Genomic DNA, 22,769 nt, shown 5'->3' on the forward strand with positions numbered 1-22,769 from the left:
TGGGTTGGCCAGCTTGGTAGTGGCAGGTGCGGTGCGGTCGTGTCTTAAATAGACAGTCGCCGCCTGGTCGTGCCGGCACCGGTGCCGCCGGTGCCGGCACGACCAAGCGGGTCAGCTCAGTTCCTTGAGCTCCCGCTCCACCGCTGCCAGTTCTTCCGCCGACCCCTGCACCTTCGGGCCGGTGAACCACTTCCGTGCCGACAGGACCCACCACAGGGCTGCGCCGCCCAGGACGACCAGGAAGGCGATCGGGGTGTAGTTGAACGTGTCCACGGTGATGGGGCTTGCTTGGGGGAGCATGAAGAGCACGAAGATCACGACTACCCAGGCCGTCGCGACGATGCCGATCGGCTTGCCCCACCGGCCCAGGTTCCACGGGCCTTTCTCGAAGCTGTCGCCGCGCCGGACCCGGAGGAAGACCGGGATTACGTAAGCCACATACAAACCGACCGTCGCGATCGACGTGACTGCGGCGTAGGCCGTTGCGCTCCACAGGTACGGCAGCGCCAGCACCAGCGCTCCGCCGACGGCGAGCCACACCGCGTTCGTCGGGGTTTGGGTTCGCTTGTTGATGCTGTGCCAGATCTTCGAACCCGGGATCGCGCCGTCGCGGGCGAAGGCGTAGATCATGCGGGAGTTCGCCGTCACGGAGGCCATGCCGCAGAACAGTTGCGCTCCGATGCAGATCAGCAGGAGGAACTTGCCGGTGACTGCTCCGGTGGCGTCGATGAAGATCTGTGCTGGCGGGACTCCGGTCGCCGAATTGACCGCTCCGTCGTAGTTCTGGATCGCGAACGTCAGGCCGATCAGCAGGATCCATCCGGCGACCAGGGACACCAGGATCGAGTTGATGATGCCGCGCGGGCCGGCCTTCGCGGCGTTCTTCGTTTCCTCCGTCATGTGTGCCGAGGCGTCGTAGCCGGTCAGCGTGTACTGCGCGAGCAGCAAACCGAGCAAGAACACGTACGGCGCCGAACCCCAGCCGGTCTGGTTCACGAAGCTGCCGAATACGAAGGACGCTTGCTGGTGCTTCGCCGGTACGAACACGAGCACGCCGACGATGACCAGTACGCCCAGCAGATGCCACCACACGCTGACGCTGTTCAGCACCGCCACCACGCGCACGCCGAACGTGTTCAGCACCCCGTGCACCGCAAGAATGATCACCAGCAGCAGGATCGTGTGGCCGGGCGTCGCGCTGAAGCCCCACTGCAAATCCAAGAACGCGTTCAGGAACAGCGCCGCGCCGAAGTCGATGCCCGCGGTGACCGCGATCTGCCCGATCAGGTTGAACCAGCCGGTGAACCACGACCACGCCGGGCCGTTGCGGGTGGCCAGTTTCGCCGCCCAGTAATAGAGACCGCCCGCGGTCGGATAGCTCGAGCACACCTCGGCCATCCCCAGCCCGACCAGCACCACGAACAGTCCGACCAGCGGCCAGCCCCAGATCATCGCGGCTGGGCCGCCGGTTTTCATGCCGAAGCCGTACAGCGTCAGGCAGCCGGACAGGATGGAGATGATCGTGAACGAGACGGCGAAGTTCGAGAACGCCGACATCGTGCGTTTGAGCTCCTGCGCATAGCCGAGCGCGTGCAGGCGAGCGCTGTCTTCGTCGGGTTGTCCGGTCCGTTGTTCGGAGACATCCATCGGGCACCCACCTGAAAGGTATGTGGACAGACCATTGAGGGTGCGGAGAAGCTAGCTCTCCACGTTCGCGGGTGTCAAGGTTTCGCAGGTCGCTGACGGGAAGCTCCTCCGAACGGCGCATGCCGACCGGAATCGGGTAAAGGGTCATGGGGCCAGTATCTCGAACGCTTGTTCGACATTGCATCACTCGAACCGGTGGTCTGGCCGGAAGCCCGCTGCCGCCGTGTCGAAAACCGGCGACCGGCTCCGTCCCGGGCGCGAAAGCACGACGAACCGGAGGGCATCATGACGCTGCGGCGACTGGACAACATCGGCATCGTGGTCGAGGACTTGGCCGAATCCATCGACTTCTTCCTCGAACTCGGCATGGAACTCGAGGGCAAGGCAACAGTCGGCGGGCCGGTGGTCGACGCGATGGTCGGGCTCGACGGCGTGCAGTGCGACCTGGCCGTCGTCCGGACCGGGGACGGGCACGGGCGGCTGGAGCTGATGAAGTTCCACGCGCCGATTTCCCCCGCCGTCGACCACAACGCGCCGGTCAACGCGCTCGGCATCCGGCGCATCATGTTCGCCGTCGAGGGGATAGAGGACATCGTCGCGCGGCTGCGCGCCCGCGGTGCCGAGATGCTGGGCGAACTGGTGCGGTACGAGAACAGCCACCGGTTTTGCTATCTCCGGGGTCCTGGCGGTGTCATCATCGCGCTGGCCGAGGCCGTCCACCAGAACTGAAGAAGGGAACCCTCGCCATGGCTGTCGCCGACGATCTCGACCGAGCCACCGATTCGCAGTGGGACTGGGTCGCCGAGCAAACCCGCGCCTACCTCGCCACGAACGGCGCGGAAGGACACGAATCCCGCGGCCTGTTCACCCTCCTGCTCGCCACGACCGGCCGCAGGACCGGCCTGCCGCGGCGCACCTGCTTGATCTACGGCACCGAGGGAGACGAATTCGTTGTCGTCGGCTCGAAAGCCGGTGCCGACCACGATCCGGAGTGGGTCAAGAACTTGCGGACGAACCCGAGCGTCGGCGTGCAGGTCGGTTCGCGCCGGTTCACCGCACACGCGCGCGTCGCCTCGCCGGCCGAGCGCGAAAAGCTCTGGCCGAAAATGGCGCGAATGTTCCCGCTGTATGACGAGTACGCGGAGAAGACCGACCGGGTGATCCCGATCGTCGTGCTCACCCCGCAAAACTGAGCCAACGCCCGCCGGAGACGCGGACGTCCTCCGGCGGGCCGGGAAGGTCAGCGGAAGTCGCGCACTGCCTGCAGCGCGGTGTCCGGCTGGTCGGCGAAGAAGCCGTCGACGCCGGCCTTGAGGAAAGCCGCCTCCTCGGTGAATACGTCGCCGAAGTCGTCCGGGCTGGCCGACGAGCGCAAATTCACTGGCAGGAAAGGGTTTTCGTTGCGGAAGGTGTACGGCTGCACCTGCAGGCCGGCGCGGTGCGCGTCGGCGGTCAGCGTGGTCGGGTCGCCGAGGTTGCCCTTCGCGTCACGCGGGATGATCTGGCCCTTCTCCGGGCCGAGGTACGCCGCGTAGGTCGCGATCTCGCGCAACCCAGCCGGCGTGACCAGGTCTGCGTAGGTGCGCTTGTCGCCCTTCGCCACGAGGTCGGCGGGCGCGCCCTTGCCTTCGGTCAGCTGCAGCAGCGGCACCCGGACCTGCTCGCTCAGCTCCTTCAGGTTCGACACCTCGAACGACTGGATGATCACCGGCGCGTTCGGCCGGTTCAGGCGGTTGTGGTCGAGGATCGACACCAGCTTCGGCTCGGTCGGGTTCCCGATCGACGCGAAGTAGGTCGAATGCTTGACCTCCGGATAGGTGCCCAGCGGGCGGTGCAGCTCGCGGCCGAGGTCGCGGGTCAGGTCGAGCACTTCCTGATACGTCGCGATCCGGTAGCGGCCGTTGTACAGCTGATTGTTCGGCCGGTTCGCCGGGATCCGCTCTGTGGCGTAGAGCGTTTTCAGCTCGGCCAGCGTGAAGTCCTCGGTGAACCAGCCGGTCATCGACATGCCGTCGATGACCTTGGTGGTCTTGCGCGAGGCGAACTCGGGATGGTCGGCGACGTCCGTGGTGCCGCCGATCTCCGGCTCGTGCCGGGCGACGAGCTGGCCGTCCTTGGTCGGCACCAGGTCGACGTCGACGTAGTCCACGCCCATCCGGTAGGCGAGTTCGTACGAGGCGAGCGTGTGCTCCGGGCGGTAGCCGGGCGCGCCCCGGTGTCCGACGATCACCGGGCCATCGTGCCCGGGTCGGCGCGCGGCCGCATGCGCAGGCCCCGGTTCGCTCGCCCCGGCAGGGCCGAGCGCGAGGCCGGCGCTGCCGAGCAGCGCCAGTCCGGACAGGGCGAGCACGCCGAGACGGTTGCGGTTCATGGCGGGGACCCCTCTCTGCCGGACGGGCCGCCGTTGCCGGCGGTCCGCCATGACTCCGCGACACCCTCGCTGGCGCAAGCGTCGGACAGATGGCACCGGACGGGCGGAAAGCCGACAACCAGGTAAACCGTGCATAGAGTCCATTAACGACAGGTCGGACCCGGTGTCGGTGACGGCGCGCAGCCCGGCCGAAGCGCCCACCGTTACTCTGTCCGACGTGCGCGTACTGGTAATCGGCTCCGGCGCCCGGGAGCATGCACTCGTCCTCGCGGTGTCTGGCGATCCCGCGGTCACGGCGCTCGCTTGCGCCCCCGGCAATGCCGGCACGGCCGCGGTCGCGGAGCAGCTCGGGGTCGAGCCTGCCGAGCCGGAGGCCGTCGCCGCCCTGGCCAAGGAATGGAAAGCCGACCTCGTCGTGGTCGGGCCGGAGGTGCCGCTTGTCGCGGGCGTCGCCGACGCGGTGCGCGAAGCGGGCATCGCCTGCTTCGGGCCGTCCGGCGCGGCCGCGCGCATCGAGGGGTCGAAGGCGTTCGCGAAGGACGTCATGGCGGCCGCAGGCGTGCCGACTGCTCGCAGCGAGGTCGTCGACACCCCCGCCCGGCTCGACGCGGCTCTGCAGCGCTTCGGTCCGACCTGGGTGGTGAAGGACGACGGTCTCGCCGCCGGCAAGGGCGTCGTGGTGACCGAGGACATCGAGGTCGCGCGCAAGCACGCGCTGATGCTGCTCGACGGTGGCCACCCGGTCCTGCTGGAGTCCTTTTTGGATGGACCAGAGGCGTCGTTGTTCTGCTTCGTGGACGGCCGCACCGTGGTGCCGATGCTGCCCGCGCAGGACTTCAAGCGGGTCGGCGACGGCGACACGGGCCCGAACACCGGCGGCATGGGTGCCTACGCGCCGCTGCCGTGGGCGCCTGCGGACCTGGTGGACGACGTAGTCGCGCGGGTCGTGCAGCCCGTCGTGGACGAGCTCGCGGACCGCGGCAGCCCGTTCTCCGGCCTGCTGTACGCCGGTCTCGCACTCACCTCGGAAGGCCCGCAGGTGATCGAGTTCAACTGTCGCTTCGGTGACCCGGAGACGCAGGTGGTGCTCGCACTGCTGCGTACCTCGCTGGCTTCGGTGCTGTACGCGACGGCGACCGGCAAGCTCGCCGAGCTGCCGCCGCTGGAGTGGTCGGGCGGCGCTGCGGTCACTGTTGTGATCGCTGCCGACGGCTACCCGGGCAAGCCGCGTACGGGCGACGTGATCACCGGCGGAGAGATCGAAGGCGTACTGCACGCGGGTACGCGGCGTCGCGAAGACGGTGCGGTCATCTCGGCCGGCGGGCGAGTGCTGTCCGTGGTCGGCACCGGCAAGTCGCTGAAGGCGGCACGTAAGCACGCGTACGAGACCGTGGAGCGCGTACACCTCGCTGGCTCGCACCACCGCACGGATATCGCACTTCGCGCGGCGAACGGGGAGATAAGCGCTCCCGCCTGAGCACGTTCTCGCCGAAGTTCGCCTCGGGTTCACGCGCCGGTTGGTAACCTCGAAACGGATCCGTACGGTCACCGTCCGTATCACGGGAGGGGTTAGCGACATGCCGGGAAGCACACCGCTCACCGACCTGGCTTCGTCAGTGCCGGCTGTGCCGGGCGTGGCGGACATCGTCGTCGAGCCGGCCAAGCTGCTCGACGTCGCGCGGGTGGTCGAGGAGCAGGTCACCGCGCTCGAAGACAGGTTGCTCACCCGGCTCGGCGAGCTGCGGGTCGACGCACCGTCTTCGGACACCGTGAGCATGAATGCGGTGACGGCGTGGAACTCGGTGATCGCCGAAGGCGATCAGTCGTATGTGGCGCAGGTGCGCATGTATGTCGCCAACCTGCACAAGCTCGTCGGACAGCTGCGCGAAGCAGCGAAGACGTATCAGGCCAGCGAAGCGGACAAGGCGGCTGCGTTCGGGGACCGCGGTGCGCACGGCACCCACTAAGCCGATCCTCGCCGTTGTCGCGGTACTCGGCCTCGCGGGCTGCTCGTCGGGCAACGGCGGCACGGCGTACCCGGTCGAGCCCGCGATCAGCTCGCTGGCGCAGCAGTCGAAAGCCGCGGAACTGCCAGCCCGGCCGAAGGACCTTTCACTAGCGGACATCGACCCGTGTCAGCTGCTCGGCCAGGCACAGCTCGACGAGCTCAAGATCACCAGCGTGCCGCGCAAAGCCGCTGCCGCGCAAGACGGTCCCACCTGCGTGTTCGACTCGACCCAGGCTGAGCCGTTCCACGCGCTGCACCTGCGGATCGTCAACGCGGACGTGCAGGAATGGCTCACCGGCAAGCGCCGCAAGAACAGCATGACCACCGCGCCGGCCCCGGTCGAGGGCTATCCGGCGATCACGAACTACCGCGCGGCTGGCACGCCCGCCGACTGTGAAGTGCTCGTCGGCGTCGCGAAGGGGCAGACCATGGCGGCGCAGGAGTTCGCGATCACCACGGGCGCGTTCAGCCAGCCGCAGTTGTGCCAGCTCGCCACCCAGGCCGCCGGCCTGGCCGTGCAGGGCCTCAAGAACCGGACCTAGGGAGGGCGCGTGGAGATCTCCGAACTCGCGGGCAGGATCCGCGACCACCGTTTCGACGGGTGGACCGACACCGCCATCGCCGACGAGATCGAAAAGTTCGGCACTGGCGACGGAATCGCCAGCATCGGCACCGCGGTCGAAGCGTTGCAGCAGGTCGCGACCGCGCTCGCGGGCACCGATCAGACGCTGCGCGAACAGCTCGCGAAGCTCGGGGTGGATTGGCAGAGCGAGGCGGGCGGACAGGCCGGGCAGGTGCTGTCCGAGCATGCCGGTTTCTCTCAGGACGCCATGCAGAAGGTCGCGCACACCGCGGAAATGCTTTTCGCGCAAGGAGAAGCGTTCAGCCGCACCAAGTACAAGCTGCCGGATCCGGCCGCGGTGCGCAAAGGCGCGGAAAGCCTCACCCTGGTGGATTCGGTGGCGAGTTTTCTCGGCTTCGAGACTGACCACGCGGCGGCGGTGTCGGCGGCGGACAACGCGCGCAGCCAGGCGGTCGAGGCGCTGAACGCGTACGCCAAACAAAGCGGCGAAAACCTGTTGTCCACCGAGACGCTGAGCCAGCCGCAGTCGCTGACCATGGTCCAGCCTGGCACCGGCCCGAGCCCGGTGGACCGCGCGGCCGCCGCAGTCGACGTGACGCCGGACGGCGAAGTGAAACCCTCTGCGGCGTCGGTGAAATCGCAGTACGTCGCGCCGCAGCCGGTGAGCCACCTGGTGGATCCGCCGACCCCCGCTTACGGCACCGCAGCGCAGGCCCCGGCTCCGCCGGTCAGGCCGGCCGCGCCGGTCGTCGCGGCCAGTTACGCGCCGCCGTCTCCGCCGCCGGGTTGGGAGAACGCGCCCGCGCAAGGCGGGGTGCGTGGGCCGGACGCATCGCCTCGGCCGGTCGGCGGGACCACCGCGCCGGTGGAGCCGGGAATTCCGGGCGGCCCTGGTGGATCGCGGATGCCGGGCGGAACATCGGTGCGGCCAGGCGAGTCCGGCACGTTCCTGCCGACGGGGCCGCGCGGGTCCGGTCCGGGCAGCGGGCCGGACACCGGCCGCGGCTGGCCAGGTCCGGAGAGTTTCGGACGGCCGACCGGCGACCGGTCGGGAGGGTATCCCAGCGGGACGGGCAATTCTGGCTTCAGCGAGAGCGGAAACCCGGGCGGGGCTGGTAATTCTGGCTCAGGTTCGGGTGGAAACGCAGGCGGGACAAGCAATCTCGGCGGACAGCAGGGCGGAAGCCACACTGGCGGCGGTGATCAGGCGTTGCAGCGCGGCCGTCTCGTCGGCAGCGCGCCGACCCCGCCGTCGTCGCCGGCACCGGACCTAGGCGGTGGCCCCGCGGTGCCGCGCGGCGGCGGAGCGTCGGCCGGCGAGATGGGTGCCGGAGCAGCAGCATTGGGTGCTGGCGTGGCAGGCGGTGCGCTCGCCGGCGACCGGGAGCGGCCGGGCCGCAGCCAGGACGGGCAGTCGCGGGGCGGACCGGTCCGGCCGCTGCCGGTCGGCGAGTTGCCCGAGGAAGAGGCGGTAGCGCTGCGGAAAGCCGAGCAGGTCGCGCCGAAACCAGCGGCGGGCGACGCGAAGTTCCTCTCCCCGGCTGCGCCGCAAGAAGGCATCGAGGAAGCCGAGCACGTGCGCCGGTTCGGAGTGGACGACAAGGATCTGTTCGCCGACGGCCGGATGGTCACGCGCGACGTGATCGGCGACGGCACGGGAGAAGTGCGCTGACCGTGAGCCTGGTACTGACCGCTCTCGAATTCGACGTCCTGTGGGAATCGCTGGAGCTGGGCACCCGCCCGGCCGCGCTGGCGGTTCCGTCGCCGGGGCGTACGCACACCGAACGAGCCGAGCTGATCGACTCGGTGTGGGACTCCCTGGCGCAGCGGCGACTGGCGCGCGGACGGCGGCCGTCCGGCACCGTGCTCGACCAGTTGCACCTGCTGGCGAGCCCGCGCGAGGCGGTGGACGTCTGGGTGTGGGCCGACCGGGAAATCCACGGACGCGCGGTGAGCCGCGGCAGCCAGGCGGTGCTCGCGGTCGTCGAACGGGAAGAGGTGTGGCTGATCCCCGCCGATGCCGGCGCGCTCGCCGATGCCGTGGTGCCGGTCGCCGGAGCGCTCGACGCGGGCGTGGGCCAGTCGATCTCGGTGCCGCACGACACGCTCGTGAACGCCGATCTGGCCGCCGCGGGCGATCCGAAGTCACTGGTCACCGCGTTGGAGGACCGGGGCGTCGCACTGTGGGAGGCACAGGAACTCGCCGGAATGCTGATGGGCCAGGAGGCGCGCGGCCAGTTCTGCGCCGAGCGAGTGCTGCGGGACGGCACGGTGCGCCGCTCGCCGCAGGTGGCGGGCTTTTACGACACCGATTCCGGGCGGTATCTGTTCCAGCTCACCGAGGACGCGGACGGGCACGCGTGGGCGACGGTGAGCCCGGCGGACAACGCGGTGCTGATGGAACGGGTTCGGGAGTTGCAGGCCGGGATTTGAGTCTTTCGACGCGTTCTCGAAATCGATTCGCGCGGTCGGGACATCCTCGCCGATGCCGCGGTCGATGCGAGAGTCACGCGAACCGGTGACCGACTCCTGCGGGTGACATCAGTGCTGGTGACGTCCGAATTGCCGGTGTTCTCCGAGGCGCCGCGACCGCACGGGCACCCGCTGTTTGAGCAGCTGGTCGCGCGACGGGTGGAAGTCGGGGAGAACTGCACACGGCACGCGCCCGAAGTCTTAGAGTAAGCATGGGAACCGGCCGGGGCAGGGACGCGTCGAACTGGCCGGAAGCGAGTGTCGCGAAGGGGATGACGAACGGTGCCTGTCTACGATCCGGGTTCCATGGCCAACGCCGCCAAGGACGTGGAGAAGCTGAAGCACGAGTTCGAGAAGTCCAAGGGGCATCTCACCGGCGTCGACCACGAACCGGAAAGCCCGTTCGGCACGATGGGCGGCTCGCAGGGCGTGCACGGCGCGGTCGGCACGTTCAAGCAGGGTGTGCACAACGAGTTCGACTCGGCCGGGAAGCTGATGGAGGCGACCGGCTTCATCCTGCGCAAGGCCGCGGGCCTGATCCAGGAGACCGACCAGGTCGCGGTGACCGACCTGACCGTGCACGAGGACCGCTGAGCACGCACCGACACGGGTGAGGGGGCACGAACATGGGGATGATCGACTTTCCGCCGAACTGGCAGGGCATTGTCGACAAGGCCAAGAAGGTCGACGGCATCAATCCCGCGTCGATCGCAGCGGCAGGGAAGCAGTTCACCGACGCCGCGACTCAGGCGGGTGATCACAGCAACGCATTCAGCGCGGCGACCAAATCGCTGGGCGAAGGTGTGTGGAAAGGTCCGGCGGCGGACGCGTTCGTCGACTACGTCACGCAGATCACCAAGGCGGGCGACCAGGTACAAGCCCACCTGACCGACGTCGGCAACGACCTGAACAAGTTGTCCACTGACCTGGGCACGGTCAAGAGCAAGGTCACCGACGCGGTGAAGAACGCGCACGACGCGATCCAGAAGGTCATCGACTCCGAGACCGCGAAAGCGCAGGCCGCGCAATCCGCGCAGGCGGCGCACGACAAGGATCCCAAGAACCCGGCACCCGCCCAGTCCGCGGACGCGATCATCGCCGTCGCGAACACGCAGAATCAGCAAACGGCGACCGCTGCCGAGCAGACCATCGATCCGCTGCTGCAGCAGGCCGACCAGATGGTCAAGGACTCGCAGACCTTGATGCAGACGCAGATCAAGGGCGGCTACTCCGAGGTCCCGCTCCCTGGTTCCGACGGCACCGTGCCGCAGAGCACCGGCGGCCTGCACACCGGGCACGGCGGCGGTGGTGGAGGCGGCGGCGGTCACCACGGTGGTGGCGGCGGAGCGAGCGGTGGCGGCGGCGGCCTCGGCCCGAGTGGCGGCCCGCCCTCCTCGCCCCCGCCCGGCAACGTGCAGCAGTGGATCCAGGAAGCGATCCAGGCGCTGCAGGCCGCGGGCGTCAACGTGAGCGACGCGGACATCAAGAATATCTGGGCGATCATCCAGCACGAGTCCGGCGGCAACCCGAACGCGATCAACAACTGGGACTCGAACGCGGCGGCCGGCCACCCGTCCAAGGGCCTGATGCAGTGCATCGACTCCACGTTCAACGCGCACAAGCTGCCTGGGCACGACAACATCTACAACCCGGTCGACAACATCATCGCCGGCGTGCGGTACTCGCTCGACCGCTACGGCTCGATGTCGAACGTGCCGGGTATCGCGGCCATGGCGCACGGCGGCGCGTACCGCGGCTACTGACCTGCCTCCGGGCGGGCCTGTCGAGTTAGCCTGGCCGCATGGTCGACATCGGTGCTTTCGGCGGGCCCGCACTGCGGGCAGGCGTGCCTCCTTTCCATGTGATGGACGTGCTGTCCGCGGCGCAAGCGCGCCAGCGCAGCCACGGCGACCTCGTGTCGTTGTGCGCCGGGCAGCCGTCCGCGCCCGCTCCGGCGGCAGTCCGCCGGGCGGCGCAAGAGGCGCTGGCCAGCCAGACCCTCGGCTACACCGAGCAGCTCGGCATCCCGGAGCTGCGTGAAGCCGTCGCCGGGCACTACCGGCGCACTTACGGCCTCGACGTCGCCGCGCAAGACGTCGTGCTGACCACCGGTTCGTCCGGCGGGTTCCTGCTGTCGTTCCTCAGCGCGTTCGACCCGGGCGCACGGGTCGCGATGGCTCGGCCGGGTTACCCGGCGTACCGGAACCTGTTGAACGTGCTCGGCTGCGAAGTCGTCGAGTTCGCCACCACCGCGGACACCAACTTCCAGCCGACCGTCGAACTGCTGGACCAGCTCGGACCGCTCGACGGGCTGATCGTCGCCAGCCCGAGCAACCCGACCGGCACCGTGCTGCCGCCGGGCGAGCTGGCCGCGATCTCCGGCTGGTGCGCGTCGCACGGGGTGCAGCTGATCAGCGACGAGATCTATCACGGCATCTCGTACGGCAAACAGCTCGACTGTGCCTGGCAGTACGGCCACGAGGCGCTCGTGCTCGGCTCGTTCTCGAAGTACTTCGCGATGACCGGCTGGCGGCTGGGCTGGATGCTGGTGCCGCAGCGACTGCACCGCGCGGTCGACGTCCTGACCGGCAACTTCACCATCTGCCCGCCCGCGCTTTCCCAATACGCGGCAGTCGCGGCGTTCACGCCGGAGTCCTACGCCGAGGCGGACGCGCACGTCGAGCATTACCGGCGCAACCGCGATCTGCTGTTCGCTGGCCTGCGCGAGATCGGCCTCGACAAGCTGGCTCCGGCGGACGGCGCGTTCTACGCCTACGCCGACGTCTCCGACCACACCACCGACAGCCTGAGCTGGTGCCAGCGGCTGCTCGCCGACACCGGCCTCGCGATCACCCCGGGCATCGACTTCGACCCCGTCGACGGCGGTCGGTACGTGCGGTTCTCGTTCGCCGGAGCCACTGAGGACGTGACGGAGGGGGTGCGCCGGCTCGGCGGCTGGATCGGGTGAGGCGCAGCCCAGCTGTCCGTGAAGGGCCCCTTGAGGGACTTAGCTTCCGGCAAGGGCCCCTTCACGGACTTCCACGGCGACCAGGAGAGAGGGCTCAGGGGAACCCGGAGATACCCCTGAACGTTGGCTTCGGGTAGAGAGTTTCCGCTGCGCGGATGGCACGCTGGAGGGCACCGGGCCGACGCGGCACGGAAACGGCATCGGAGGAGCCATGTTCTGGAAGATTGTCGGAGCGCTCATCGTGGCCTGGATCGCTTTCATGGTGATCGGGTCGGTGATCGGCTTCGTGTTCAAGGCCGTGCTGTGGATCGGCATCATCGGCGGCGTGGCGTTCCTGGGCACCGCCGGGTACCGCGCGATCACGGGCAAGAAGTCCAAGCAGATCGGCCACTGAGCCTGCCGAAAGAGACCACGGCTCCCGCACCGGAGACAGTGCGGGAGCCGGTTTTCATTCCGCGACGGCCGCGCGAGCGGCTTCGGCGCCGTCCCACAGTTCGGCTCGCAGGCCGGCCGCGCGGGCGCCGTCGATGTTGATCTGGCGGTCGTCGAAGAACAGGCAGTCGGCCGGTTCGGCGCCCAGCTTGTCCACCAGCAGGCGGAAAATTTCGGCGTCCGGCTTGGCGACCTTCACGTCGCCGGAGAACAGCGTGTGCCTGAACAGGTTCGCCCACTCCTGCTCGCGCACCCAGGCACCGAACGCCGCGGGCGCGTTGGACAGCAGCGCCAATGAGGCCCCGGCCTCGGCCAGCGATTCCAGCAGTTCGAGCGAGCTCGGCGCGAGCTGGCCCCAGCCGGCGACGTCGAGCGCGGTCAGCTCAGCCGACAGCGCCTCGTTCACCGCCACGCCCAGCTGGTCGCCCAGCGACGTCCAGTACTCCAGGTCCGAGCAGCCGCGGTCGTACGATTCGCGCACGCTCCAGTAGGCCGGTTCGAACGCCTCGTGCGAGACGCCCATCGCGGCAGCCAGCTTCGGCAGCGCGGGGGTGCGGACGCTGAGCACCTCGCCGTAGTCGAACACGATCCAGTTCGTCACTCGAGTCCCCCGGGGGTCAGGCGCCGGCTTTGATCCGGCGCAGTGCTTCGGTGATGTCGGCCGAGGTCAGGTCGCGGTGCGTGACCAGCCGGACCTTGCCCGCCATCGGCAGGGCCTGGATGCCGAGCGAGCCCAGCCAGGACAACGCGGTCGGCACGTCCGGCACTCCGGCCAGCACGATGTTCGTGTCCGGCGTCCGCACCTCCCAGCCGTGCTCGGACAGCCCGGCCGCCATCCGCCGGGCGAATTCGTGGGTTTCGGCCAGGTCGTCGATTCGGTCCAGGCCGACCAGGCAGGCCGCGGCCAGCACGCCGCCCTGGCGGACGCCGCCGCCAAGCATCTGGCGCATCCGGCGAGCCCGCTCGACGAAATCCGCGCTGCCCGCGACGACCGAGCCGACTGGTGCGCCGAGGCCCTTGCTGAAGCACGCCGACACACTGTCGACGCCGACCGTCAATGCGGCGGGCGGCACTTGCAGCGCGACCGCCGCGTGCCAGATGCGCGCTCCGTCGAGGTGCACGGTGAGGCCGGCCTGTTTCGCGACCGACAGCAGTTGCGCGTGTTCGTCGGGCGGGGTGACCGCACCGCCCGCCGCGTTGTGCGTGTTCTCCAAGCACAGCAGCGTGGTGCGGAGCGTGAAGTACGGGCCGGGGTTGCCGATCGCGGCTTCCAGCGTTTCCGGCAGCGGACGTCCTGGCCCGGCGTCGTGTTCGAGGATGTCCGGCATCCCGCCGGCCAGCCAGGCGGCGGAGCCGAGTTCGTTGGTGAGCACGTGCGCGCCGCGGGTGGCGAGAAACCGGTCGCCGCGCTGCAAGTGGACGCTCAGCGCGATGAGGTTCGCCATCGTCCCGCTCGGCGTCCACAGTGCGGCCGGCATCCCGAGGATCTGCGCGGCCCGGCGTTCCAGCTCGGCGATCGTCGGGTCGGTGCCGATGACGTTGTCGTCGACCTCCGCCTCGGCCATCGCGGCCCGCATGACCGCATCCGGGCGGGTGACGGTGTCGGAACGGAAGTCGATCAGCTGCCCAGTGTTGGTCACAGTCCGATCACATCACACTGGTGCGGGCCGCATCAATGCGGCGGGGGGTGGAACGCGTGCCGCCGGACGTGCAACCGTGGACGCCCCCGGATCCGTCCCTTACTCGGACATGGCCAGAGCGGAGCTGCGAAGCGCGTGGACCAGCGCGACGAACAAGAGTTCGCGGAATATTTCGCCGCGAGGAGGGACGCCGTGCGCCGGACCGCGTACTTGATGTGCGGGGACTGGCACAAGGCCGACGACCTCGCGCAGACCGCGTTCGTCGCGCTGCACCGGAGGTGGAAGAAGATCAGGGACCGCGGCGCGACCGACGCGTACGTGCGCAAGACGCTGGTACGCGCCGTCATCGACGAGTCGCGGCGGCCGTGGCGGCGGGAGCGGCAGACCGAGGAACTGCCGGAACCGGTGGACGACGGTCCCGGCCTCGCCGAGCGCGTCGCGACCCGCGAGGACTTGCTGGCGGCGCTCAAAGAGGTGCCGCCGAAACAGCGGGCCGTGCTGGTGCTGCGGTTCTTCGACGGGCTGGACGTGGGGGCGGCGGCGACAGCGCTGGGCTGCAGCGAAGGCAATGTGAAGAGCCAGACCGCGCGCGGGCTGGCGAATCTGCGTCAGGTGCTGGACCGGGAGGTGGAGACCAATGGATGAGCGCGAGGCCGAGTCGTTGTTCTCCGGCGTTCCGGGCGAAGTGCCGGAGCCGACGTTCTCGGTGGAGGACGTGATTCGCCGGTCGAAGCGGGAAACTGTGCGCCGGCGCAACCGGATCACCGCTGGTGCGGGCGCGGTGCTCGTCGCGGCCGGACTGGGCACTTGGGGCATTGTGGGCGTTACCGGTGAAAAGTCTGCTTCGGTGGGCAGTTCCGCTGCCGCGCCCGCGCAACCTGGCGGACCGGCCGCACGTCCACTGAGTACTGGGGATTACTTCCCGGCTCAGCCGTCTCGGCAGGGAGACAGCGGAGACGGGAGGACCGGCCCTCGGGCCGAAGGCACCTCCGGGTGCGCACGGGTGGACTGGGAGCTCGCCATTGCCCTCGCTGGCGAGCTCCCAGGCCACTTGACCGCCGCACAGGCTTCCCCAAGCAGCGTCTGTACGACGGACTCGCGCGGCGCTGGGTTCCCGCTTCCGGACGGCAAGATCGCCGCAGCCCTGTTCGCGCGCGGCGCGGTGGTTTCGGTGCCCGCGCAGCCCTCCGGCGCGGTCGTCGTGCAGCAGGCAACCGCCAGCGGCGGGACGCTCGTGCTGGTCAGTGTGCCCGGCACGACCGGCCGCCCAGCGCCGTACGCGGCCGACCTGGCGCGCTTCGCCGCGGCGCTGGCTCCCCGGTTCTGACCGGCGGCCCACGGCGCGGCTGGCAGAATATCTGCCCATGACGGCAGCAGCGACGACTCCGAAGGGCGAGCGCCGGCGGGCCGCGCTCGTCGAAGCCGCTGCCGAACTGCTGGCCGAGGGCGGGTTCGACGCCGTGCGCCACCGGGCGGTCGCCGAGCGGGCCGGTCTCCCGCTGGCGTCCACCACCTACTACTTCGACTCGCTGGAAGAGCTGGTGACCGCCGCGGTCGAGCACCACGGGCAGACCGAGCTCGAGAACGGCCGACGGCAACTGGAGGAGCTGGCGACCCGCAACCGCGGTGTGCAGGCGACTGTCGACCTGGTCCTGGACCAGCTGCTCGGCCCGCCGCGCGAGGACCCGGTCGCGGACGCCGAGGCGGTCCTCCTGCGCTACGAACGCTTGGTCGCGACCGGGCGGCGGCCATATCTGCGACCGTTGATGCGGACCATGTCGCAGCAGCTGAGCGAACTGCTGACGGAGATCTTCTCCCGCTCCGGCACCCCGATCGGCGAGGAAGAGCTGGAGCGGCTGGTCGCGCTGGTGGACGGAGCCGTGGTCAACGCCCTGATCGCGGTCGACCCGGCACCGCGCGCCGCGGCGGGGCGGATGTTGCAGAACGCGCTGGCGCCGGACGCGCAAGGCCTGTCCGGAAAGTGACTTTCCGTGAAGGACTCCTTGCGGGACTCAGATTCCCTCAAGGGGCCCTTCACGGACGTCGGCCAAGCTCGCGTCGGCGGCGGATTTGGCCAGCAATGCCAGCATCGCGGCTTCCGCCCCGGCCGGGTCGTGCGCGGCGATCGCGTCCAGCACCTCGCGGTGGCTCGGCACCGGGTCGTCGGTAGCGCCGTGCTGGTGGACCAGCTTGTCCCGCTCCGCCAGCCCGATCGCGATGACCCGCTCGATCTGCAGCAAGAAATTGTTGTGTGCGGCGGTCAGCAGGCCCCGGTGGAAGGCCAGGTCCGCTTCCACGCTCGCCTCGGTGTCCGGCGCGGCCGTCATCGCGTCGAGCGCGGCGGTCATCGCGGCTAGGTCCTGCTCGGTCGCGCGCTCCGCGGCCATACGCGCGGCCGCGGGTTCCACCACGGCGCGCACCTCGGCCAACTCGTCCAGCAGACCGGCGTTTCCCCGGGCGGTGGTTTGCCAGCGCATCACGTCCGCGTCGAGGAGTTGCCAGTTCTCACGCGGCTGCACGAAGGTGCCGTGTTTCTGCCGCGCGTCGATCAATCCCTTGGCGGTCAGCACTTTCAACGCTTCCCGCAGCGCGGTCAGGCTGATGTCCAGCTCCTCGCGCAGCGCGGGGAGATCCAGCACCATCCCCTCGCGCCACTGTCCGGACAGGACTCGCGCGGCCAGTGTTTCCACGGTCTGGCCGTGCAAGCCTCGGGGCTTCACCGGAGCGGCAGCACGCAGGTCGGCGAGCCGGTGGGTACCGCGGTGACGGCGGCATTTCCCAGCTCTGCCAACGGGAAGACCGACAGTGCGTCGTCCCGGTTCGCGGCCACGTAGCACCTTCCGTCGGCCACCGCGAAGTTCCACGGGTACGCACCGCACGCCTGCTCGGCGGTCGCGTGCAGCGGGTCGCCGGCGAACTTGGTGATGCATTCCGGGCCGCGGTTCGACAGGTAGACGCCGGAATCGAGGACTTCCAGGTGGGCCACCAGGGAGTCGCCGCCGGCCACCGTCGACGGAGTGGCCGCGACGAACTCGAAGGCGCCCGGCGATGTTTCCCGCATGGTGATCAGTTCGCCGGAAAGTTCCGCGGCCACGTAAGCGATTCCGTCCGCGCCTCGGACCAGCTGGCGCGGCCCGGTTCCCGGCGGGAGCGGCGAAACCGCCAGCGGCGTCAGCTTTCCTTCCGGCGACAACGAGTAGCTGCGGATTTCGTCGGTGCCGAGGTCGACGGCGCTCACCACGGAGCTGTCCGCGGATGACACCGCCATGTGCACGTGCGGGCCCTCCTGCCGGTCCGCGCGCGGGCCGCTGCCGCTGTGCTGGACGAGGTCCGTGCGGCCGTCGATCCGGCCGTCCTCGCGCAGCGCGAACACCGCGAAACTGCCGGCACCGTAGTTGGCGCACAACAGGAATCGCCCGTTCGGCGTCACCGCGAGGTGGCACGGGCTGGATCCGCCGGAGTCGACCACGTCGAGCGCGATCAGCTCGTCGGCGACCGAAATGGACGTGATCTCGCCGTGCGCCGTTTCGTTGGTCGCGTAGACCATCGGCAGCGTGGGGTGCTGGGTCAGCCAGGTCGGCGACACCATCGGCAACGTCGATTCGAAGGTCAGCTCGCCCGCTTCGGAACGCCGGAAAACCGAGATGCCGAGACCTTTCCCGCCGGTTTCGGCGGTGCGGCAGCCGACGAGTACGACGTCGCTCACTAGTTCTCCCTCGCCAACGCGGCCACTCGGGCCCGGATGTCCTCGGCTGAACCACGGGTCAGCGCCGACCCGATCCCGCAGGCGACGGCGCCCGCTTCGAGCCAGCGTGGCACGTCCTCCAGCGCGATTCCACCCGTCGGCACCAAAGGCGCCTGCGGAAGCGCGGCCCGTACGTCCTTGACCCACTGGGGGCCGAGCGCGGAAGCAGGGAAAACCTTTACCGCGTCAGCACCTTCCTCCAGCGCGCGGACGATCTCGGTGACCGAACCGGTGCCCGGAAGAGCGGCGACACCGTATCGATGAGCGGTACGGAGCACCTCGGTGTGCAGCGACGGCGACACCAGGAACTGTGCGCCGGCCCGGATCGCCGCGGTGGCCGACGACTCGTCGAGCACGGTGCCGGCGCCGATGGTGGCGTCCGGATACGCGGCGGTCAGTTCTTCGATCGCGACGAGTGCGCCGGAGTTGGTCAGCGGGACCTCGACGGACTTCAACCCGGCGTCGAGCACCGCCCGGGCAGCCGCGACGGCGGACGCGGCGTCTGGGGTGCGCACGATCCCGACGACGCCCTGGCGGACCGCTTCGCGGGTGATCTCCCACCGGTATCCCATGCTGATCAGCGTAGCAGCGGAGCAATTAATTACTAATTAATCTTGCCTGGCGGCGAGGCGTCCGGCATGCTGCCGAGCATGCGTACCGCGGTGGTGACCGGGGCGGCGTCCGGGATCGGAGCCGCGACCGCCGGTCAGCTCAGTGCCGATGGCTACCGGGTGATCGGAGTCGATCTCGCCCCGGTGCCCGGCGGCGTGCAGGGCGACGTGACCGAGGACGAAACCTGGCGGCGGGTAGTCGAACTGGCCGGGGAAGTCGACGCACTGGTCAGCAACGCCTACCTGCCTACGCAGGGCGCTCTGCACGAAACCGGCCGCGCGCAGTGGCAGCGGCAGCTGGACGTGAATCTGACCGCGTCGTACCTGGCAGTGCGCGCCTGCCTGCCCTCGTTGCGCGCGCGACGCGGTTCGGTGGTCCTGGTTTCCTCGGTACACGCGCGATTCGGGTTGCCCGGACATCCGGCGTACGCGGCCAGTAAAGGCGCGCTGGTGTCGCTGAGCCGGCAGCTGGCGGTCGAGTACGCACCTGAGGTGCGGGTGAATTCCGTGCTGCCCGGCCCGGTTCGCACCGAAGCCTGGGACCGGATCAGTCTGGCGGATCAGGAACGCAGCGCTCGCGCGACGCCCGCTGGAAGGCTGGGCGATCCCGCCGAAGTCGCGACGGCGATCGCGTTCTTGCTTTCGCCGGCAGCCTCGTTCGTCACCGGCGCGGAGCTGACCGTCGACGGCGGCTGGTCGGCCGCGAAAGATTCCGCTTAGGAGGCGGCGTGCAGATCACCGGAATCGAAACCTTCCTGGTCGCACCGCGCTGGCTGTTTCTTAAAGTCAGCACCGACGAGGGCATCGCCGGCTGGGGCGAGCCGGTCGTCGAGGGCCGCGCCGAAACCGTCCGCGCTGCGGTGCACGAGCTGGCTGAGCTGCTGGTCGGGAAGGATCCGCTGCGCATCGAGGACCACTGGCAGGTACTGCGGCGCGGCGGGTTCTATCGCGGCGGACCGGTGTTCTCCAGCGCGCTGGCGGGCTTCGACCAGGCGCTGTGGGACATCGCCGGCAAGGCCCGGAGCGCGCCGGTGCACGAGCTGCTCGGTGGCCCGGTCCGCGACCGCGTCCGGGTGTATTCGTGGGTCGGCGGAGACCGTCCAGCAGGGATCTTCGACGCGGTGTCCGCACAGGTCGAGGCCGGTTTCACCGCGATCAAGATGAATGTCTCCGGTCCGATGGGGCCGATCGCGACACCCGCCGACTCGGCCGCGGTGCTGGCCCGGGCCCGCGAGGCTCGCGAAGCCCTCGGACCCGACCGAGACCTCGCGATCGACTTCCACGGCCGGGTTTCGCCCGCGATGGCGCGGCGGCTGGTGAAGATGCTCGAAGAAGTGCAGCCGATGTTCGTTGAGGAACCGGTGCTGCCGGAGCTGCCCGCTGAGGTGCTGGCCTCCGTGGTGGACGCGTCGACAGTGCCGATCGCACTGGGCGAACGACTGTTCTCGCGTTGGGAGTTCAAGCCGGTGCTGGACGCGGGCGTCGCCGTGGTGCAGCCGGATCCGTCGCACGCGGGCGGCGTCTCCGAACTGCGCCGGATCGCCGCGCTGGCCGAGGTCTACGGCGCGAACCTCGCACCGCACTGCCCGCTCGGGCCGATCTCGCTCGCCGCCGCCCTGGAGGTCGCGTTCGCGACGCCGAACTTCCTGATCCAGGAACAGAGCCTCGGGATGCACTATCACGACGGACGCGAGCCGGTCGCGTATCTCGCGGACGACTCTCTGTTCCGCTTCACCGACGGCTACGCCGCGCGCCCCACCGCGCCCGGCCTCGGCATCGAGGTGGACGAGAAAGCGGTCCGCCGCGCGGACGAGACCGGCCACGCCTGGCGGTCCCCGATCTGGCGGCTGCCCGACGGTGCCTTCACAGAGTGGTGACCGCCTCGCTGACCTGCACAGGTATCGTGACCGCGTGACGCTCAAGCCCAGCATTCCGAACGTGCTCGCCGCCCGCTACGCCTCGCCGGAGCTGGTGGCGCTCTGGTCGCCCGAACGCAAGGTCGTGCTCGAGCGGCGGCTGTGGCTCGCCGTGCTGCGCGCCCAGGCCGAGCTGGGCGTCGAGGTGCCCGATGGCGTGATCGAGGACTACGAGCGCGTCGTGGACCAGGTCGACCTCGAGTCCATCGCCGCTCGCGAGCGCGTCACCCGGCACGACGTGAAGGCCCGGATCGAGGAGTTCAACGCCCTCGCCGGGCACGAGCACGTGCACAAGGGCATGACCTCGCGCGACCTCACCGAGAACGTCGAGCAGCTGCAGCAGCTGCGCTCGCTCGAACTGGTCCGCGGCCGCGTCGCGGCGGTGCTGGGCCGGCTGGCCGCGCTCGCCGTCGAGCACTCCGACCTGGTGATGGCCGGCCGCTCGCACAACGTCGCGGCGCAGGCGACCACGCTCGGCAAGCGGTTCGCCACCGCGGCCGACGAGCTGCTGGTCGCGTTCTCCCGGCTGGACAACCTGATCGACCGGTACCCGCTGCGCGGCATCAAGGGCCCGGTCGGCACCGCACAGGACATGCTCGACCTGCTCGGCGACGAGTCCACTTTGGACCAGCTGGAGACGAAGATCGCCGAGCACCTCGGCTTCGGCAACCGGTTCGTCAGCGTCGGCCAGGTGTACCCGCGGTCGCTCGACTTCGACGTGCTGTCCGCCGTGGTCCAGCTCGCCGCCGCGCCGTCCAGCCTGGCCAAGACGATCCGGCTGATGGCCGGGCACGAGCTGGTCACCGAGGGCTTCAAGCCCGGCCAGGTCGGCTCGTCGGCCATGCCGCACAAGATGAACACCCGCTCCTGCGAGCGCGTCAACGGCCTCGCCGTGATCCTGCGCGGCTACTTGTCGATGATCGGCGAGCTGGCCGGCGACCAGTGGAACGAGGGCGACGTCTCCGATTCCGTGGTGCGCCGCGTCGCGTTGCCGGACGCGTTCTTCGCGCTCGACGGCCTGCTGGAGACCTTCCTCACCGTGCTCGGCGAATTCGGCGCCTTCCCGGCCGTGGTCGAGCGTGAGCTTGATCGCTATCTGCCGTTCCTCGCGACCACCAAGGTGCTGATGGCTTCGGTGCGCCGCGGCGTCGGGCGTGAGACCGCTCACGAGGCGATCAAGGAAAACGCCGTCGGCGTCGCACTGGCGATGCGCGAACGCGGCGCGGAAAACGACCTGCTGGACCGGCTCGCGGCCGATGAGCGGCTCCCGCTCGACCGCGCTGAGCTGGACGAACTCCTCGCCGACCGGATTTCCTTCACCGGGGTCGCCCCGCGTCAGGTCGAAGAGGTCGCGGCTCGGGTGGAAGAAGTGCTGAAGCGATTCCCGGACGCGGCGGGCTATGCGCCGCAGCCGATTCTGTGAGCGCGCGCACCTCGTCCACTTGCTGAGACGAGATTACTCGATCGAGCGAAGCTTTTAGTCTTCCCGCCGAACCCGGAAGCGCCCGGCCGCCCAACCCGGCCTGGCGCTTTCCTTTGCGCACCCCGGCTATTCAGGAAGAAGTCATGCGAAAGCTCATTGCCACGCTCGCCGCCGTCGCCGCCACCGCGGGCCTGACGGCGTGCGGGTCCTCCTCGGACGCCGCCGGGGCCACCCTGCGCGTCGGCACCCTCACCGACGCGCCGCCGAGCATCTACCTCGAGAACGGCCAGTTCACCGGGTACGACAACGAACTCCTGCGGGACATCGCCAAGCGCGAGGGCTTCCAGGTCGAGTTCGTCGGCACCGAATTCTCCGGACTGCTCGCCAAGGTCGCCAGCGGCCAGCTCGACATCGGCTCCTCGACGATCTCCGCGACCGCCGCGCGCAAGAAGACGGTGGCCTTCAGCAACGGCTACGACTCCAGCTTCACCACCGTCGTCAGCAAGAAGGGCGCCGCGCTGCCCGCCGCGAACTCGTTCGCGGGCAAGCGAGTCGGCGTCGTGCAGGGCTCGGTGCAGGACGAATTCGCCGGCAAGCTGGCCGGTGCGCAGGTCGTGCGGTTCCCGGACTACAACGCCGGATTCGCGCAGTTGAAGACCGGCAGCCTGGACGGCTGGGTGGTGCCGAAGGACATCGGCCAGAAGTACCTCGACCAGAACCCGGCCGTTCCGCTGGAGTTCGGTTACACGGTGGCGGACAAGGACACTCCGTCGGCGTTCGCGGTCTCCAAGTCGAACCCGGAGCTGCTGAAGAAGATCAACGACGGGCTGGCCAAGGCGATCGCCGACGGCACCGCGGCGCGGCTGCACGCCCAGTTCTTCAAGGAAGCACCGGTCGCCAAGGAACTGGAAAAGGGCGGGCCTGGCCTTCCGGTGGCGAATTCCTGATGCGCG

General features: G+C 69.4%; 25 protein-coding genes. 18 read left to right on the plus strand and 7 right to left on the minus strand.

What is annotated here, in order from left to right:
- Positions 1-111: 111 nt before the first annotated feature.
- Positions 112-1,647 (minus strand): amino acid permease, encoded by a 1,536-nt coding sequence (locus AMYBE_RS0134455; RefSeq protein ID WP_020663947.1) that lies wholly within the window; start codon positions 1,645-1,647, stop codon positions 112-114.
- A 285-nt stretch (positions 1,648-1,932) separates the two neighbouring features.
- On the opposite strand from AMYBE_RS0134455, the gene AMYBE_RS0134460 reads away from it, so the two are divergent.
- Both AMYBE_RS0134460 and AMYBE_RS0134465 read left to right on the plus strand, forming a co-directional pair.
- Positions 1,933-2,376 (plus strand): VOC family protein, encoded by a 444-nt coding sequence (locus tag AMYBE_RS0134460; protein ID WP_027928315.1) that lies wholly within the window; start codon positions 1,933-1,935, stop codon positions 2,374-2,376.
- Positions 2,377-2,393: 17 nt separating this feature from the next.
- Positions 2,394-2,840, plus strand: a complete 447-nt coding sequence (locus AMYBE_RS0134465) for a nitroreductase family deazaflavin-dependent oxidoreductase (RefSeq protein WP_020663949.1) — start codon at positions 2,394-2,396, stop codon at positions 2,838-2,840.
- 47 nt (positions 2,841-2,887) lie between these two features.
- Here AMYBE_RS0134465 and AMYBE_RS0134470 read toward each other — a convergent pair whose 3' ends face one another.
- Positions 2,888-4,018 (minus strand): glycerophosphodiester phosphodiesterase, encoded by a 1,131-nt coding sequence (locus AMYBE_RS0134470; protein ID WP_020663950.1) that lies wholly within the window; start codon positions 4,016-4,018, stop codon positions 2,888-2,890.
- A gap of 217 nt (positions 4,019-4,235) precedes the next feature.
- Here AMYBE_RS0134470 and purD point away from each other — a divergent pair, with 217 nt between their 5' ends.
- The 9 genes from purD to AMYBE_RS0134515 all read left to right on the plus strand — a co-directional run bounded on the left by purD (position 4,236) and on the right by AMYBE_RS0134515 (position 12,443).
- Complete coding sequence (gene purD / locus AMYBE_RS0134475; RefSeq protein WP_027928316.1) at positions 4,236-5,495, plus strand: phosphoribosylamine--glycine ligase; 1,260 nt, start codon at positions 4,236-4,238, stop codon at positions 5,493-5,495.
- A gap of 100 nt (positions 5,496-5,595) precedes the next feature.
- On the plus strand, positions 5,596-5,985 hold the full coding sequence (locus tag AMYBE_RS0134480; RefSeq protein WP_020663952.1) for a PE domain-containing protein: 390 nt from the start codon (positions 5,596-5,598) through the stop codon (positions 5,983-5,985).
- Entirely contained in the window at positions 5,966-6,568 is a 603-nt protein-coding gene (locus tag AMYBE_RS0134485) for a DUF3558 domain-containing protein (RefSeq protein WP_020663953.1), read from the plus strand. Before AMYBE_RS0134480 ends, AMYBE_RS0134485 begins: the two co-directional genes overlap by 20 nt.
- 9 nt (positions 6,569-6,577) lie before the next feature.
- The gene (locus AMYBE_RS0134490) at positions 6,578-8,281 is read left to right on the plus strand and encodes a PPE domain-containing protein (protein WP_027928318.1); all 1,704 of its coding nucleotides are present in this window, start codon (positions 6,578-6,580) and stop codon (positions 8,279-8,281) included.
- Positions 8,282-8,283: 2 nt separating this feature from the next.
- Positions 8,284-9,042 carry an ESX secretion-associated protein EspG gene (locus AMYBE_RS0134495; protein WP_020663954.1) on the plus strand — a complete coding sequence of 253 codons (759 nt, stop codon included), beginning with the start codon at positions 8,284-8,286 and terminating at the stop codon, positions 9,040-9,042.
- A gap of 321 nt (positions 9,043-9,363) precedes the next feature.
- Positions 9,364-9,675, plus strand: coding sequence for a hypothetical protein (locus tag AMYBE_RS0134500; protein WP_027928319.1), 312 nt, complete (start codon positions 9,364-9,366; stop codon positions 9,673-9,675).
- Positions 9,676-9,713: 38 nt separating this feature from the next.
- Positions 9,714-10,844: a transglycosylase SLT domain-containing protein gene (locus tag AMYBE_RS0134505; protein WP_020663956.1), complete on the plus strand. Its 1,131-nt coding sequence runs from the start codon at positions 9,714-9,716 to the stop codon at positions 10,842-10,844.
- Between the two features lie 38 nt (positions 10,845-10,882).
- Positions 10,883-12,049, plus strand: a complete 1,167-nt coding sequence (locus AMYBE_RS0134510) for a pyridoxal phosphate-dependent aminotransferase (RefSeq protein WP_020663957.1) — start codon at positions 10,883-10,885, stop codon at positions 12,047-12,049.
- Positions 12,050-12,260: 211 nt separating this feature from the next.
- Positions 12,261-12,443, plus strand: a complete 183-nt coding sequence (locus tag AMYBE_RS0134515; protein WP_020663958.1) for a hypothetical protein — start codon at positions 12,261-12,263, stop codon at positions 12,441-12,443.
- Positions 12,444-12,497: 54 nt separating this feature from the next.
- Here the strand turns inward: AMYBE_RS0134515 and AMYBE_RS0134520 are convergent, their stop codons facing one another.
- Positions 12,498-13,082, minus strand: coding sequence for an HAD family hydrolase (locus AMYBE_RS0134520; protein WP_020663959.1), 585 nt, complete (start codon positions 13,080-13,082; stop codon positions 12,498-12,500).
- A gap of 16 nt (positions 13,083-13,098) precedes the next feature.
- Positions 13,099-14,121, minus strand: a complete 1,023-nt coding sequence (locus AMYBE_RS0134525; RefSeq protein WP_020663960.1) for a threonine aldolase family protein — start codon at positions 14,119-14,121, stop codon at positions 13,099-13,101.
- 135 nt (positions 14,122-14,256) lie between these two features.
- Between AMYBE_RS0134525 and AMYBE_RS0134530 the strand changes: the two genes are divergently transcribed.
- From AMYBE_RS0134530 to AMYBE_RS0134540, 3 genes are read left to right on the plus strand one after another with little or no spacing between them, the layout of a single operon-like run.
- On the plus strand, positions 14,257-14,766 hold the full coding sequence (locus tag AMYBE_RS0134530) for a SigE family RNA polymerase sigma factor (protein WP_020663961.1): 510 nt from the start codon (positions 14,257-14,259) through the stop codon (positions 14,764-14,766).
- The gene (locus AMYBE_RS0134535; protein ID WP_027928320.1) at positions 14,759-15,448 is read left to right on the plus strand and encodes a hypothetical protein; all 690 of its coding nucleotides are present in this window, start codon (positions 14,759-14,761) and stop codon (positions 15,446-15,448) included. The genes AMYBE_RS0134530 and AMYBE_RS0134535 overlap by 8 nt, the downstream gene beginning before the upstream one ends.
- 37 nt (positions 15,449-15,485) lie before the next feature.
- Positions 15,486-16,106: a TetR/AcrR family transcriptional regulator gene (locus tag AMYBE_RS0134540; protein WP_020663963.1), complete on the plus strand. Its 621-nt coding sequence runs from the start codon at positions 15,486-15,488 to the stop codon at positions 16,104-16,106.
- Between the two features lie 27 nt (positions 16,107-16,133).
- On the opposite strand, the gene AMYBE_RS42895 is transcribed toward AMYBE_RS0134540, so the two are convergent.
- From AMYBE_RS42895 to AMYBE_RS0134555, 3 genes are read right to left on the minus strand one after another with little or no spacing between them, the layout of a single operon-like run.
- Positions 16,134-16,841 (minus strand): FadR/GntR family transcriptional regulator, encoded by a 708-nt coding sequence (locus AMYBE_RS42895; protein ID WP_051124824.1) that lies wholly within the window; start codon positions 16,839-16,841, stop codon positions 16,134-16,136.
- Positions 16,838-17,827 (minus strand): lactonase family protein, encoded by a 990-nt coding sequence (locus tag AMYBE_RS0134550; RefSeq protein ID WP_020663965.1) that lies wholly within the window; start codon positions 17,825-17,827, stop codon positions 16,838-16,840. The genes AMYBE_RS42895 and AMYBE_RS0134550 overlap by 4 nt, the downstream gene beginning before the upstream one ends.
- Complete coding sequence (locus AMYBE_RS0134555) at positions 17,827-18,438, minus strand: bifunctional 4-hydroxy-2-oxoglutarate aldolase/2-dehydro-3-deoxy-phosphogluconate aldolase (RefSeq protein WP_020663966.1); 612 nt, start codon at positions 18,436-18,438, stop codon at positions 17,827-17,829. The genes AMYBE_RS0134550 and AMYBE_RS0134555 overlap by 1 nt, the downstream gene beginning before the upstream one ends.
- Before the next feature lie 78 nt (positions 18,439-18,516).
- On the opposite strand from AMYBE_RS0134555, the gene AMYBE_RS0134560 reads away from it, so the two are divergent.
- The 4 genes from AMYBE_RS0134560 to AMYBE_RS0134575 all read left to right on the plus strand — a co-directional run bounded on the left by AMYBE_RS0134560 (position 18,517) and on the right by AMYBE_RS0134575 (position 22,763).
- The gene (locus AMYBE_RS0134560) at positions 18,517-19,197 is read left to right on the plus strand and encodes an SDR family NAD(P)-dependent oxidoreductase (RefSeq protein WP_027928321.1); all 681 of its coding nucleotides are present in this window, start codon (positions 18,517-18,519) and stop codon (positions 19,195-19,197) included.
- 8 nt (positions 19,198-19,205) lie between these two features.
- Complete coding sequence (dgoD, locus tag AMYBE_RS0134565) at positions 19,206-20,354, plus strand: galactonate dehydratase (RefSeq protein ID WP_020663968.1); 1,149 nt, start codon at positions 19,206-19,208, stop codon at positions 20,352-20,354.
- Between the two features lie 34 nt (positions 20,355-20,388).
- Positions 20,389-21,816: an adenylosuccinate lyase gene (purB, locus tag AMYBE_RS0134570; protein WP_020663969.1), complete on the plus strand. Its 1,428-nt coding sequence runs from the start codon at positions 20,389-20,391 to the stop codon at positions 21,814-21,816.
- A 143-nt stretch (positions 21,817-21,959) separates the two neighbouring features.
- The gene (locus AMYBE_RS0134575) at positions 21,960-22,763 is read left to right on the plus strand and encodes a substrate-binding periplasmic protein (RefSeq protein ID WP_020663970.1); all 804 of its coding nucleotides are present in this window, start codon (positions 21,960-21,962) and stop codon (positions 22,761-22,763) included.
- Positions 22,764-22,769: the final 6 nt, after the last annotated feature.

It is taken from the genome of Amycolatopsis benzoatilytica AK 16/65, assembly GCF_000383915.1.
GTDB lineage: Bacteria > Actinomycetota > Actinomycetes > Mycobacteriales > Pseudonocardiaceae > Amycolatopsis > Amycolatopsis benzoatilytica.

Excerpts from the sequence above, each read along its gene's own strand:
- AMYBE_RS0134455 (WP_020663947.1), bottom strand. The coding sequence starts at position 1,647 with ATGGATGTCTCCGAACAACGGACCGGACAACCCGACGAAGACAGCGCT.
- AMYBE_RS0134460 (WP_027928315.1), top strand. The coding sequence starts at position 1,933 with ATGACGCTGCGGCGACTGGACAACATCGGCATCGTGGTCGAGGACTTG.
- AMYBE_RS0134465 (WP_020663949.1), top strand. The coding sequence starts at position 2,394 with ATGGCTGTCGCCGACGATCTCGACCGAGCCACCGATTCGCAGTGGGAC.
- AMYBE_RS0134470 (WP_020663950.1), bottom strand. The coding sequence starts at position 4,018 with ATGAACCGCAACCGTCTCGGCGTGCTCGCCCTGTCCGGACTGGCGCTG.
- AMYBE_RS0134480 (WP_020663952.1), top strand. The coding sequence starts at position 5,596 with ATGCCGGGAAGCACACCGCTCACCGACCTGGCTTCGTCAGTGCCGGCT.
- AMYBE_RS0134505 (WP_020663956.1), top strand. The coding sequence starts at position 9,714 with ATGATCGACTTTCCGCCGAACTGGCAGGGCATTGTCGACAAGGCCAAG.
- AMYBE_RS0134510 (WP_020663957.1), top strand. The coding sequence starts at position 10,883 with ATGGTCGACATCGGTGCTTTCGGCGGGCCCGCACTGCGGGCAGGCGTG.
- AMYBE_RS0134515 (WP_020663958.1), top strand. The coding sequence starts at position 12,261 with ATGTTCTGGAAGATTGTCGGAGCGCTCATCGTGGCCTGGATCGCTTTC.
- AMYBE_RS0134535 (WP_027928320.1), top strand. The coding sequence starts at position 14,759 with ATGGATGAGCGCGAGGCCGAGTCGTTGTTCTCCGGCGTTCCGGGCGAA.
- AMYBE_RS0134540 (WP_020663963.1), top strand. The coding sequence starts at position 15,486 with ATGACGGCAGCAGCGACGACTCCGAAGGGCGAGCGCCGGCGGGCCGCG.
- AMYBE_RS0134555 (WP_020663966.1), bottom strand. The coding sequence starts at position 18,438 with ATGGGATACCGGTGGGAGATCACCCGCGAAGCGGTCCGCCAGGGCGTC.
- AMYBE_RS0134560 (WP_027928321.1), top strand. The coding sequence starts at position 18,517 with ATGCGTACCGCGGTGGTGACCGGGGCGGCGTCCGGGATCGGAGCCGCG.
- AMYBE_RS0134575 (WP_020663970.1), top strand. The coding sequence starts at position 21,960 with ATGCGAAAGCTCATTGCCACGCTCGCCGCCGTCGCCGCCACCGCGGGC.